The 12,554-nt window shown below is 56.5% G+C and carries 9 protein-coding genes; 7 read left to right on the forward strand and 2 right to left on the reverse strand.

The window, feature by feature from the left end; translation table 11 throughout:
- Window positions 1-162: 162 nt before the first annotated feature.
- The gene (locus tag PKC29_14895; protein ID HML96708.1) at window positions 163-1,257 is read right to left on the reverse strand and encodes a heparin lyase I family protein; all 1,095 of its coding nucleotides are present in this window, start codon (window positions 1,255-1,257) and stop codon (window positions 163-165) included.
- An 849-nt stretch (window positions 1,258-2,106) separates the two neighbouring features.
- Between PKC29_14895 and PKC29_14900 the strand changes: the two genes are divergently transcribed.
- The 7 genes from PKC29_14900 to PKC29_14930 all read left to right on the forward strand — a co-directional run bounded on the left by PKC29_14900 (window position 2,107) and on the right by PKC29_14930 (window position 11,087).
- Entirely contained in the window at window positions 2,107-3,078 is a 972-nt protein-coding gene (locus PKC29_14900; GenBank protein HML96709.1) for a glycosyltransferase family 4 protein, read from the forward strand.
- Between the two features lie 7 nt (window positions 3,079-3,085).
- Window positions 3,086-4,960, forward strand: coding sequence for an asparagine synthase (glutamine-hydrolyzing) (gene asnB / locus PKC29_14905; protein ID HML96710.1), 1,875 nt, complete (start codon window positions 3,086-3,088; stop codon window positions 4,958-4,960).
- Between the two features lie 60 nt (window positions 4,961-5,020).
- On the forward strand, window positions 5,021-7,009 hold the full coding sequence (locus PKC29_14910) for an alginate lyase family protein (protein HML96711.1): 1,989 nt from the start codon (window positions 5,021-5,023) through the stop codon (window positions 7,007-7,009).
- Window positions 7,010-7,043: 34 nt separating this feature from the next.
- Window positions 7,044-8,357 carry a UDP-glucose/GDP-mannose dehydrogenase family protein gene (locus PKC29_14915; protein HML96712.1) on the forward strand — a complete coding sequence of 438 codons (1,314 nt, stop codon included), beginning with the start codon at window positions 7,044-7,046 and terminating at the stop codon, window positions 8,355-8,357.
- A complete protein-coding gene (locus tag PKC29_14920; GenBank protein ID HML96713.1) occupies window positions 8,338-9,585 on the forward strand; it encodes a glycosyltransferase family 4 protein in 1,248 nt (415 codons plus the stop codon). Before PKC29_14915 ends, PKC29_14920 begins: the two co-directional genes overlap by 20 nt.
- A gap of 446 nt (window positions 9,586-10,031) precedes the next feature.
- The gene (locus PKC29_14925; protein HML96714.1) at window positions 10,032-10,877 is read left to right on the forward strand and encodes a class I SAM-dependent methyltransferase; all 846 of its coding nucleotides are present in this window, start codon (window positions 10,032-10,034) and stop codon (window positions 10,875-10,877) included.
- Complete coding sequence (locus PKC29_14930) at window positions 10,878-11,087, forward strand: hypothetical protein (protein HML96715.1); 210 nt, start codon at window positions 10,878-10,880, stop codon at window positions 11,085-11,087. It abuts the gene before it with no gap.
- A gap of 110 nt (window positions 11,088-11,197) precedes the next feature.
- Here PKC29_14930 and PKC29_14935 read toward each other — a convergent pair whose 3' ends face one another.
- Window positions 11,198-12,292 carry a heparin lyase I family protein gene (locus PKC29_14935; protein HML96716.1) on the reverse strand — a complete coding sequence of 365 codons (1,095 nt, stop codon included), beginning with the start codon at window positions 12,290-12,292 and terminating at the stop codon, window positions 11,198-11,200.
- Window positions 12,293-12,554 lie beyond the last annotated feature (262 nt).

The raw sequence follows: 12,554 nt of genomic DNA on the forward strand, positions 1-12,554 counted from the left end.
AACCGACTCGGAAATCGACCAGTTCGCGATGAAGCAGCATTTTCTACAGACCGTCGGCCGAAAAACAACCGGTTGCGCGGACCTTCCTTAGGCGGGTCGTCGAGCGCGGATAGTCGATTTCGTAAGTCGCGTTGACAAGTCTTCGCTGGCGACGTTGTCGTTTCAGATCTTTCCGAGCAGACTCATGAGGACGTGTTCGTCGAGGGCTGGAGATCCTGGCTGATCCTTGATCACATAGAATCCTTTGGTATACATCGTTCGCGTCGGCTTTCCGGACCAATCGTCCCATCGATACAGGCCGAATTTCTGGGGTATGTACGGCGCGTTGTTGTTGTAGTCATTTGGGCCATCGTGGCTGACGATTAGTTGCACGGGCCCGTTTCCGACTGCACGCCATATCCGAACGTAGGGCTTCTGCGCAGCATCCCAATTCAGGCGCACCTTCATGACGAAGCGATGCCATTGCGTGGTCGAGGGCGCGCTCTCGCTCCACAGGGATTTGCTTGGAGGGTTCGACGCGACGGTGGGCTGCCCGGAATCCCATCGCACCACGAATGAAATATCGTTATCGCCCGAGTACATTGACAGCGAGGATGGCAACCAGTTTTCACCGCTGTCCGGCACTTGGTGGAAATCCATAAGAGATGCACCGCCGTTGCCGCTGCCGAACATGTCGGGTTCGAACTTCACGGCGAATGCTATCCAGTAGTCGACGCCGCGCATTACCGTAGCGCCTTTGCTGCTCCAATCGGCGGAGATTTCGCTTCGGCGTGCCCCTACTGTGCCCCATGTCGGAAATGCCTCGGCAATCCGGTGTCGGAACGCCGCCTTGGTCGGATCCAGGGGATCGGCCACCCTCGAGAGCGCGTAGTCGCTACCCAATCCGATGATCCCGGGTTCCTGTACGTCGGCGAGAACCTGGTTTGGTCCAGACACCTGGGTGGCTGCGTTCCATTTGCGGCCTTCTGCGTACGTCTGGCGAGGATCGATCCAGTAGATGACTCGCGAATCCCGGCTATCCGGTATTGCAGCAGTGTTGTCAGCACCGCTCGTCGACGGCGTATCTTTCGTTGCACTTGTGGCCGATTTCTGTGTCGTCGCCGTGGACCCCGTCAGCGCCGCGCTCTGGCTCTGCTCCACAGCTTGCGCAGTCGCCACGGGATCGACGTCAGAACCGCAGGCCGCCAACAGCATGGGCATCAGGCAAGCGGTCAGCAGAGCTCCGCTCCGCAAGAACGTAAGCGTGAAGCTTGGCATGAAATTCGCTCCGTTTCGGGGTGTACTCTCATCGACGCGGGAATCGCGACACGAGATGTGACATCCGTCACGGAAAGTAAAGAGTCGTGCGTCTGCCCAGTGCAGTGAATGGAGTAGCCGGTGTATACGACCCGACAAATGGCGGCGTTGACAGCGTGTCTCGGCGAGTGAAGGCGCATGCGGACATGGCAGACGTCCGCGACATAGTCACCAAGCGCGGGACGAAAGAAGAATGGTGTTAGCCGAAACGCCCGAATGGGTAGTTACCGACGAGGGCGAATAGATCTGGTGGCAGGCTTCATCTGGGCCCCCCGGATCTCAGATAGCGGATCGATCCCTCCGTCCAGACGCGCTTCGGTTTGCCTCGAGCGGCACTTGGACCGAAACCACGAAGGGCTTGAGCTTTGAGACGGTAGCAACAACCTGGCGCATAAGAGAGACTCTGTCAAACCTCCGTCACAGCGTACCGCCGGCATCCAGCAGCCAGGCAGAGGAGTGCAGTACTGCTTGAGAGGCACATCGGACTTCTTCGAACCCTGCATACGCTGTACTTGGCAACTTAGTGAACAACCGCATAGGCCGGTGGTGAAGTCGAGACGTAGCATTGTGCTTACGCGGCTTGACCGACTCGGACGGCGATAGCCGTCTGGTTACGATACAGTCGGGTGTCCCAGGATCGGAACCCATGGGCCCCAACGCGTGCTCGGGTTCTTCCCTCCAACCATAGAGCTACTACCTAGTGTGCAGATGGATACAGTCGTGCTTCTGGGACCGAACCTTGCGACTATCAGCGGGATCAGTACGCACCTGAATCATCTGCTTAGTTCACGCCTTGCACGAGAGTATAGGTTGCTTCATTTTCAGGTAGGAAGCGAAGGCCGACGCGAATCGTTTGTTGACCGACTCTTGCGATATGCCGTTTCGCCGTACCAGTTCTGGAGCTTCCTTCGGCGTAATCGACCGACGATCGTCCATATCAATACGGCCATGGTTCCGAAGGCATACTGGCGTGACCTTGCCTACGTCGCTGTCTCGAAGTCCGTCGGTTCGAAGGTCATCTATCAGGTACACGGAGGATCCGCACCGCTCGAATTCTTCCGTGCCCGCCGGTTACCGACTGCTTTTCTGAAAGCCACACTTCGGATGTCGGATGCGATCGTTCTTCTTTCGGAGATCGACCGCAGGGACTACCTCGCGTTCGACCCCGGCCTCCCGTTGCGGGTCGTCCCCAACGCCATCGAGATGGTCGAATCCTCCGTGAGGAAGACCCGCAGGCCTGAAGTACCGTTGCGCTTAGTCTACATTGGGCGTCTGGTGTCGGCCAAAGGGATCTTCGAAGTGGTGGAGGCCCTTGCATTGCTACGGGCAGAGGGGATCGATGCAAACATGGTCTTCGCCGGTAGCGGCGAGGATGAGCAGAGACTTCGAGCGCGGGTAAATGAGTTAGGGCTCGACGATCGAGTGGAGTTCAGGGGCGTGGTCAGCGGACGTGATAAAGACGCACTTTGGGAGGCGTCAGACGTGTTCGTCTTCCCCAGCCACCGTGAGGGCTTGCCATACGCACTTCTCGAAAGCATGGCCGCGCGGACCGTGCCTGTAGTCTGTCCGGTGGGAGCGATACCGGAGGTCATGCAAGATGGCCGAGAAGGATTGTTCGTACCGCCGAATGACCCAGTACGGTTGGCTGACGCCATTAGGCATCTCCACGAGAACCGAGCAGCGCTAGACGTCCTGGGAGAAGCGGGACGTTCGAGGGTGGCCGCGCGATACACCGTGAACCGGCTTGCGGACGCTTTTGAAAAGATCTATCAGGAGATCTAGGGCACTTATGTGCGGTATCGCTGGATTCATCGTTCCCGCGCGGTCGGTAGATGTTGATAGTGCTTTACGCCAGATGGCAGGAGCAATCGCGCATCGAGGCCCTGACGACGAGGGATTCTTCCGCATGGCAACGAGGGAAGGAGACCGCGAGATCGGTCTTGCTCATCGACGACTCTCGATCATCGACCTGACTACTGGACGTCAACCGCTTGGCAACGAAACGGGGAGCGTGCAGATTGTCTTCAATGGGGAGATCTACAACTTCGAAGCATTGCGCGACGAACTCACGAGATGCGGCCATTCCTTCAGAACGAGTTCGGACACTGAGACTATCGTCCATGCGTACGAAGAATGGGGTACTGACTGCGTCGACCGCTTTCGGGGAATGTTCGCGTTCGCGATCTGGGATAGTGACCGGAGCCGCTTGTTTCTTGCGCGTGACCGCTTTGGCAAGAAACCTCTCTTTCTTTACGAACGTGATGGGCGCCTGCTGTTCGGTTCGGAGGTGAAGGCACTGCTTGCCTTCCCGGGCGTCACGCCAGAAGTGGATCGGAGTTCGATCGTCGACTACCTTGCGTATCGTTACGTGCCGGGGCCTGCGACGTTGTTTCGCAATATCCGGAAACTGATGCCGGGATGCGTTGCCGTCTGGGAGCGTGGCAGACTTATCGAGCGGCGGTACTACCGTCCTCCGGATCATCAGGCCTTGTCCGCTGCTTCGGAGCCGGAAGGCGATATCGTAGGGGAATTCATAGCCCAACTCGACGAGGCAGTCAGGGTTCGAATGATCTCCGACGTTCCGTTTGGTGCGTTCTTGTCAGGCGGGATAGACTCATCGGCCGTCGTGGCGCTGATGTCGCGGCATTCGGGGCGACCAATTAAGACGTTTTCTGTCGGTTTTTCCGAGGCCGCCTATAGTGAGTTGTGCTACGCAAGGTCGATTGCGGAGCAATTCGGGACGGATCACCATGAGCTGACCGTTTCGGAAGGCCACTTGATCGAGTATCTGCCAACGCTCATACGTTTTCGTGATGCACCAGTGGCCGAGCCATCGGATATTCCGATCTATCTTCTTTCTTGCGAAGCTCGGCGAACGGTCAAGATGGTTCTGACCGGCGAAGGATCTGACGAATTCCTCGGTGGATATCCGAAGCATGTCTATGAGGGTTTCGCCGAGGCGTATCAACGTGTTCCGTCCCTGCTGCGTCGAAAGTTGCTCGAACCTCTTGTCGCGGCATTACCGTACCGTTTTCACCGCGCCAAGACGGCAATTGCCGCTTTGGGTCTTGACCAAAGAACGGAACGGATGATCCGTTGGTTTGGGGCTCTGTCACCTCGGCAGCGATTGGATTTGCTTTCGGTCGAGCACGTCGGCTATGGCTCCTCGAGAGGCGTTCAGTTCGAAGTCGAACCGGGGAATTCGGCATTGCGATCGATCCTTTATTTTGATCAGACTAGCTGGCTTCCGGATAATTTGCTGGAACGTGGGGATCGCATGACGATGGCGGCGTCGATTGAAGCCCGAATGCCGTTTATGGATCACCACCTCGCAGGCTTCGTCTCGCGGTTACCGGATCGATGGCGAGTCGACGGACGCATAACCAAGAACATTCTACGACAAGCAATGACGCGTCTCCTCCCGCCCCACATTCTCGAACGTCCAAAGGTTGGGTTCAGAGTTCCCGTCAACAAATGGTTTCGAGGTCCGATGCGGGAGTATCTCCACGACCATCTTCTGGGCGCGGCATCGCGAACCCGAGATTACTATCGACACCGGGAACTCGCGCGCATCTTCGCCGAACATGTCCGGGGGCAACAGAACCACGAAAAGTTGCTTTGGACGCTGCTCACGCTCGAAATCTGGCATCGGGAATACTACTGAGCGTACGTTCCGACGTCCACGAATCACAGGTGATTCCAGTGGTAGTTCGGGAGGTTTTCAATGAACGCGTCGTCTATATCATGGAAGCTCAACCGGCTACGCTCCATGAGCTTGCCAGAGTTGTTCTATAGAACACGGCAGAGTCTACGGGGGTTCGCGGAGGGTTCGGTCGGGCTTGGCTTGGCGCGGGAGACTCCGCCACGGGGTTCGCCGGGCGCTCGCTGGCTGCCGCGACTGCCGAATGCTATCGACCCGGTGCCTTATGTCACGCGCGCGGATTCTGTTTTGGCGGGTCGCTTCACGCTCTTCGCACTGAGGGATCTTGACCTGGGATTTCCTCCGCAATGGAATCGAGATCCCAAGACCGGTGTGGTTGTCCCTCTGGTGTTTGGCAAAGCGATTGACTATCGGGATGAACAACTTGTCGGCGACATCAAGTATTTGTGGGAGCTCAACCGACATCTGGATCTCGTGACTCTGGCACAAGCATGGCATTTGACAGGCGAATCACGATTCTTCGAAGGATGTCGCGCACTACTTGATTCGTGGTTCGTACAGTGTCCGTATCCACTCGGGCCGAACTGGACGAGCTCGCTCGAACACGGCCTTCGTCTCGTGAATTGGGCTTTTGCCTGGCAACTCCTGGGCGGGGAATCGTCGGGTTTGTTCGAAGACGATTTAGGACAAGTATTCCGCCAGCGATGGTTACGCAGCGTGCATCAGCATTGCCACTTCATCAAAGGTCATCTGTCTCGTTACTCGTCGGCGAACAATCACTTGATGGGCGAGTTGATGGGCCTCTTGGTCGGCTCACTAACGTGGCCGATGTGGTCCGAATCGAAGCGATGGCGCGACTTCGCGCACCGCGAGTTCGCCGAGCAGGCGATGCTTCAGACGACAGATGATGGTGTAAATCGTGAGCAAGCGATCTACTACCACCACGAAGTCATGGACATGATGCTGGTCTGCGGCCTGGTTACGCAAGCGAATGGGGTCGACTTTGACGCTCGCTATTGGGAGCGGCTAGAGCACATGGCGGAGTTCGTCGCGGCGCTTATGGATCGGGCCGGCAACGTGCCCATGATTGGAGACGCTGATGATGCGCGCATCGTGCGGCTAGACCCATCCGATGCGTTCGATCCTTATCGCTCGCTCTTGTCCACGACTGCGGTGCTGTTTGAGCGTGGTGATCTCAAGGCCAAAGCGGGGGTGTGCGATGACAAGACAGTCTGGCTCCTCGGAGAGTCAGCGAATGAGCTCTTCGACGCGCTGCCGGCCACTTCGGATTACCCGCTGCCGTGGGCATTTCCGGAAGGCGGCTACTATCTTTTCGGCGCTCGCAGGGGTGAGCCAACCGAGATCCTTGCCTGCGTCGACTGCGGGCCGATCGGTTACCTGTCGATTTCGGGGCATGGACATGCCGATGCCCTATCGATGACTCTGTCTGCCGGAGGGGTCCCACTCCTCATCGACCCAGGCACCTTTGCCTATCACACGCAACGGGGGTGGCGAGACTACTTCCGGTCCACGTTCGCTCACAATACGGTGTGCGTCGATGGTCAGGATCAGTCAGTGAGCGGTGGTAGCTTCATGTGGCTGGATAAGGCAACCAGCCGTTGCATCGTTGCTGAATGGAGTGAAACGCACCAGCGGTTTGTGGGTGAGCACGACGGATACTGCCGCTTGGCGGATCCAGTCGTCCATCGACGCAGTATCGACTTTGATGTCTCGCTCGATGAGTTCATCGTTGAAGATCTGATTGATTGTCGAGGGAACCATGAAGCGCAGTTGTGTTGGCATTTCTCCGAACATTGCGATGTCACGGTCACTGACGCAGTGGTCCACGCACGCATCGGAAATGTGACTCTTAAACTCGCCGTCGAGGGTAATGCGTCGCCACCGAAGATTCTTCGTGGACAGATCAATCCGCCTGCGGGGTGGATCTCTCGAAGCTACGATACGAAGCTACCGTCTGCAACGGCGATGTGGAATATTTCCGTACAAGGGCCGACCCGATTCACGACACTCTTGACGGTCGGCTTTCGTTAAAACGGGGCAAGAGCCCTGCTCTTCTGGAGCGCAAATGCGTATCAGTATCATGGGATTGGGCTACGTGGGGACTGTTTCTGCAGGGTGCCTCGCGGCCGACGGGCATTCCGTCATCGGTGTCGATCCAAACAGCACGAAGACTGATCTCATCAATCGCGGCATTTCACCGATCGTCGAGAAGGATATTGGCGACATTATCCGAGACCAGGTGGGGCGCGGTAACCTGAGAGCGACGACGAACATCGCTGAAGCAGTGGAGAACACTGACATCTCGCTGATCTGCGTTGGCACCCCTAGTCAATTGAACGGTAGCCTTGACTTGCGGTTCGTCAGGAACGTGTGCGAGCAGATCGGGACTGCACTGGAGCGTAAGGAGGCCTACCATGTTGTCGCTGCGCGTAGCACGATGCTGCCGGGCGCGATGCGTGAGATCGTGATTCCGACGCTTGAGCAATATTCAGGGAAAGTGGCTGGCCGCGACTTCGGAGTCTGTAACAATCCGGAGTTCTTGCGAGAAGGCTCTGCCGTGGCTGACTACCGGAATCCGCCGAAGACCGTTATCGGCGAGGTCGACACGCACAGCGGCGACATCCTCGCGGAGCTCTACACACAGATGACTGCGCCGCTGATCCGTACTGACGTAGAGACAGCGGAGATGGTCAAATACACGGACAACGTCTGGCACGCGTTGAAAGTAGCTTTCGCGAATGAGATTGGGAACCTTTGCAAAGAAATTGGGATCGACAGCCATCGCGTGATGGACATATTCTGCCTGGATACCAAGCTGAACCTGTCACCGTATTATCTCAAGCCCGGCTTCGCGTTCGGCGGCTCTTGCTTACCGAAGGATCTACGCGCGCTGACCTACAAGGCACGCGTGCTCGATCTCGAGGTGCCTGTACTGAGTGCCATCCTAGAGAGCAATGAACAGCAGATCGAGCGCGGATTGAAGATGGTCACGGACAAGGGCAACCGCCGGATTGGTGTGCTCGGATTCAGTTTCAAGGCCGGTACCGATGACTTACGCGAGAGTCCGATGGTAGAGCTCATCGAAAGGCTCATTGGCAAGGGCTATGACCTGCGGTTGTATGACAAGAATGTGAATGTCGCAGCGCTCACTGGCGCGAATCGCGACTACATCCTTAATCATATTCCGCACATCTCTCGCCTCATGGTAGACAGCACCGAAGAGGTGCTTCTGCATGCCGAGACGATCGTCATCGGCAACGGAGCACCGGAGTTTAGGAAGGTAATGGAGCAGCGACGTCCAGGTCAGGTTGTAGTCGATCTGGTACGTGTCGGCGATGCGCGCAGCGAAAAGGATACATATGACGGCATATGCTGGTAACGCGCGGCGAGTATTGATTATCGTCGAGAATCTCCCAGTGCCGTTCGACCGCCGTGTCTGGCAGGAAGCGACCGCTCTGCGCGATGCTGGCTACGTGGTCAGCATCATCTGTCCAATTGGCAAAGGATGCAACAAACGTTATGAGGAGATCGCGGGGATCGCAATCCATCGCCACCCATTGCCTATCGAAGCTGAAGGGGCGTTGGCCTACCTTGTCGAGTATACCTGTGCGTTGTTCTGGGAATTCGTGCTCGCATGGAAAGTGCTTAGAAAAGACGGCTTTGACGTAATTCACGCCTGCAACCCCCCCGACCTGATCTTCCTGATTGGCGGATTTTTCAAGCTGTTTCTGAAAAAGCGCTTTATTTTCGATCATCATGATATCAACCCTGAACTCTACGAAGCCAAATTCCATCGGCGGGGATTTCTGTACCGACTAGTGTTGAGGCTAGAAAAATGGAGCTTCAAGATTGCGGATGTGTCGATCGCAACCAATGAGTCGTATCGACGTATCGCCATTGAACGCGGAGGTATGCCGTCAGATCGTGTATTCGTGGTGCGAAGTGGCCCGAAGTTGGATCGCCTGAAGCGGATGCAGCCGGTGGAGTCCCTGAAACGTGGTCGCAGATTCCTCGTCGGATATGTTGGCGTAATGGGTCGACAAGAGGGAATCGACTACCTGTTGCGGGCGATCGCACACATCGTTTACCAAATGAATCGACGCGATATCCATTTTGGCCTGGTAGGTGGAGGCACCTCCCTCGAAGAAATGAAAAGATTTGCGAGCGAATTGAGCGTGGCCGACTATGTGACATTCACGGGTCGGGTACCCGATGAGCAGATGCTAGAGATGCTCAACACTGCCGATATCTGTGTCAATCCTGACGTCGCGAACGAAATGAACGACAAGTCGACCATGAACAAGATTATGGAGTACATGGCACTCGGGAAGCCGATTGTTCAGTTTGATCTGACAGAGGGACGGTTTTCGGCGCGCGAGGCATCGCTGTATGCCAAACCCAATGATGAAAGGGATTTAGCGCGATGCATCGTCGAATTACTGGACGATCCTACGCGCAGAACCGAGATGGGCGCTTTTGGGCTACGCCGTGTGCAAAACGAGTTGGAGTGGCGATTCGAGATACCGAAGTTACTATCCGCCTACGATGCTGCCTTCAGCAATCGCGACCTCAGCGACGCCAAAGCGACGTTGTCGAGTCATGGTTGATCTCGGCAGTTTGTGCACATTCATCTGCGGATTTTTTCGACCTCGGACAGTTCACGCATGCGTGAGTAACTACGGCCATGATAGCTGCGGTTCTCGTCGCGCGAATCGAGGTCGGCAGTATTCCGCCGGCGGCGTCGAGACAGTCGATGAGCGTTGTCGCAGGGCTCTCCATGACGGCGTGGGCGCTTGTGATACACGCCCTGCTGCGGTGGGCGCACACGGTATTGCCGGCGTTCATTGCTGGCGCGAAGCCGATCGCCGCGCCCTTGCGACGTGACTACAATAGGAGTCGTCATGACACTTCACTCATGGGCTCTGCACCGGCGGAATGCGTCCGCCAGTGAAGGATTCCTGGGGTCGCATCGGACTTTGTGCCAGTCACAAAATAAGTCTCGTCGCTGTGTAGAAAAGTCAAGTGATTCAATCCCTGATAAGCGGGGGTTCTTATGAAGGAATCAGACATCCAAGATTTCTGGAACCGTCACCCCTGCGGAGACCTGCAAGTCGGTGGACTCCAACGACGCCACGGCGATTACGAAGCATTTTTTACTGATTACGACAACTTCCGCTATCAAAAGGAAGGACATATTCTAGGCTGCTTGGACAAGATTCCCTTCACAGGAAAACAGGTTCTTGAGATCGGACTGGGCCAGGGCGCTGATTCAGAACAAATCATAAGGCGTGGTGCGATATGGTCGGGACTCGATCTTACGCAAGAATCGGTCGCTCGCGTTAAAACGCGTTTTTCACTTCGGCAATTGCCCTATCAGTCGATCAAGCAAGGGAGTGTTTTGGAAATCCCTTATGAGGACAGCAGCTTCGATATAGTCTTCAGTCATGGAGTTCTTCATCATGTCCCCGATATCCTGACCGCTCAACGAGAAATCCGGAGAATCTTGAAACCAAACGGAGAGTTGATTGTCATGCTCTATGCCCGGTGCTCGGTGAATTATCTTATATCTATTGGCCTGGCACGGAGGCTCGGTTTGTGTGCACTTTATTTCACCGGATACGATCCGGGCGGAGTCTATGGCCAACATCTAGCAAATGCTCGCATGACTGGGCTTTTTCGTTACCTGAAAATGTCCAGTTTCATTCACAAGAATACAGACGGGCCGTTGAATCCTTATTCGAAGGTCTACGATCTACGAACCGTCAGGGAGGATTTTCCTGATTTCAAGATTGTTTCTTCCTACAAGCAATTTATGCACGCACCGCCGCTTCCAGTCGAGTGGCTGCCGCTTGATCGGATGCTTGGTTGGCATCTATGGGTTCATATGCAACGAATCTGAGTGATCGAGCTCCGGCGGCGGCACCACGGCGCCGTGCTGCGTGCGGCCGGCTACAACCTGCGCTGGCTGCTCAGGACGATCGCCCGGGGGCGTATCGGGCGACTCTTTTTCGCCTTGTGCTCGGCAGCGCTGCAGTTGCTTCTCGCCGTATCGGTCACGCTGTTGCCGTCGCGCCAGCGATCGACGTCGGTCGTGGCGGCAGCAGGCTGAATTTCGCATGGCCGACGAATTACGGGCCAAGCCAGTTAGGCGGGTCGTCGAGCGCGGATAGTCGATTTCGTAAGTCGCGTTGACAAGTCTTCGCTGGCGACGTTGTCGTTTCAGATCTTTCCGAGCAGACTCATGAGGACGTGTTCGTCGAGGGCTGGAGATCCTGGCTGATCCTTGATCACATAGAATCCTTTGGTATACATCGTTCGCGTCGGCTTTCCGGACCAATCGTCCCATCGATACAGGCCGAATTTCTGGGGTATGTACGGCGCGTTGTTGTTGTAGTCATTTGGGCCATCGTGGCTGACGATTAGTTGCACGGGCCCGTTTCCGACTGCACGCCATATCCGAACGTAGGGCTTCTGCGCAGCATCCCAATTCAGGCGCACCTTCATGACGAAGCGATGCCATTGCGTGGTCGAGGGCGCGCTCTCGCTCCACAGGGATTTGCTTGGAGGGTTCGACGCGACGGTGGGCTGCCCGGAATCCCATCGCACCACGAATGAAATATCGTTATCGCCCGAGTACATTGACAGCGAGGATGGCAACCAGTTTTCACCGCTGTCCGGCACTTGGTGGAAATCCATAAGAGATGCACCGCCGTTGCCGCTGCCGAACATGTCGGGTTCGAACTTCACGGCGAATGCTATCCAGTAGTCGACGCCGCGCATTACCGTAGCGCCTTTGCTGCTCCAATCGGCGGAGATTTCGCTTCGGCGTGCCCCTACTGTGCCCCATGTCGGAAATGCCTCGGCAATCCGGTGTCGGAACGCCGCCTTGGTCGGATCCAGGGGATCGGCCACCCTCGAGAGCGCGTAGTCGCTACCCAATCCGATGATCCCGGGTTCCTGTACGTCGGCGAGAACCTGGTTTGGTCCAGACACCTGGGTGGCTGCGTTCCATTTGCGGCCTTCTGCGTACGTCTGGCGAGGATCGATCCAGTAGATGACTCGCGAATCCCGGCTATCCGGTATTGCAGCAGTGTTGTCAGCACCGCTCGTCGACGGCGTATCTTTCGTTGCACTTGTGGCCGATTTCTGTGTCGTCGCCGTGGACCCCGTCAGCGCCGCGCTCTGGCTCTGCTCCACAGCTTGCGCAGTCGCCACGGGATCGACGTCAGAACCGCAGGCCGCCAACAGCATGGGCATCAGGCAAGCGGTCAGCAGAGCTCCGCTCCGCAAGAACGTAAGCGTGAAGCTTGGCATGAAATTCGCTCCGTTTCGGGGTGTACTCTCATCGACGCGGGAATCGCGACACGAGATGTGACATCCATCACGGAGAGTAAAGAGTCGTGCGTGTGCCCAGTGCAGTGAATGGAGTAGCTGGTGTATACGGCCCGACAAATGGCGGTGTATGTCGAGGTGTGTCAAGAAGTGATAGAACGCACACGCTCCATCGCGGGAAGTCGGATGAGTGCGTATTTCGGCCCATCGTGACCGCCCGTTTCGGCAACGTGACCGCGCATTT

The sequence above is a fragment of the Thermodesulfobacteriota bacterium genome (genome assembly GCA_035325995.1).
Lineage (GTDB): Bacteria > Desulfobacterota_D > UBA1144 > Nemesobacterales > UBA2774 > JADLGH01.

What these genes read in the sequence shown, in the direction of transcription:
- PKC29_14925 (HML96714.1), top strand. Translation starts at nt 10,032, where the DNA reads ATGAAGGAATCAGACATCCAAGATTTCTGGAACCGTCACCCCTGCGGA.
- PKC29_14895 (HML96708.1), bottom strand. Translation starts at nt 1,257, where the DNA reads ATGCCAAGCTTCACGCTTACGTTCTTGCGGAGCGGAGCTCTGCTGACC.
- asnB (HML96710.1), top strand. Translation starts at nt 3,086, where the DNA reads ATGTGCGGTATCGCTGGATTCATCGTTCCCGCGCGGTCGGTAGATGTT.
- PKC29_14915 (HML96712.1), top strand. Translation starts at nt 7,044, where the DNA reads ATGCGTATCAGTATCATGGGATTGGGCTACGTGGGGACTGTTTCTGCA.
- PKC29_14910 (HML96711.1), top strand. Translation starts at nt 5,021, where the DNA reads ATGAACGCGTCGTCTATATCATGGAAGCTCAACCGGCTACGCTCCATG.
- PKC29_14920 (HML96713.1), top strand. Translation starts at nt 8,338, where the DNA reads ATGACGGCATATGCTGGTAACGCGCGGCGAGTATTGATTATCGTCGAG.
- PKC29_14935 (HML96716.1), bottom strand. Translation starts at nt 12,292, where the DNA reads ATGCCAAGCTTCACGCTTACGTTCTTGCGGAGCGGAGCTCTGCTGACC.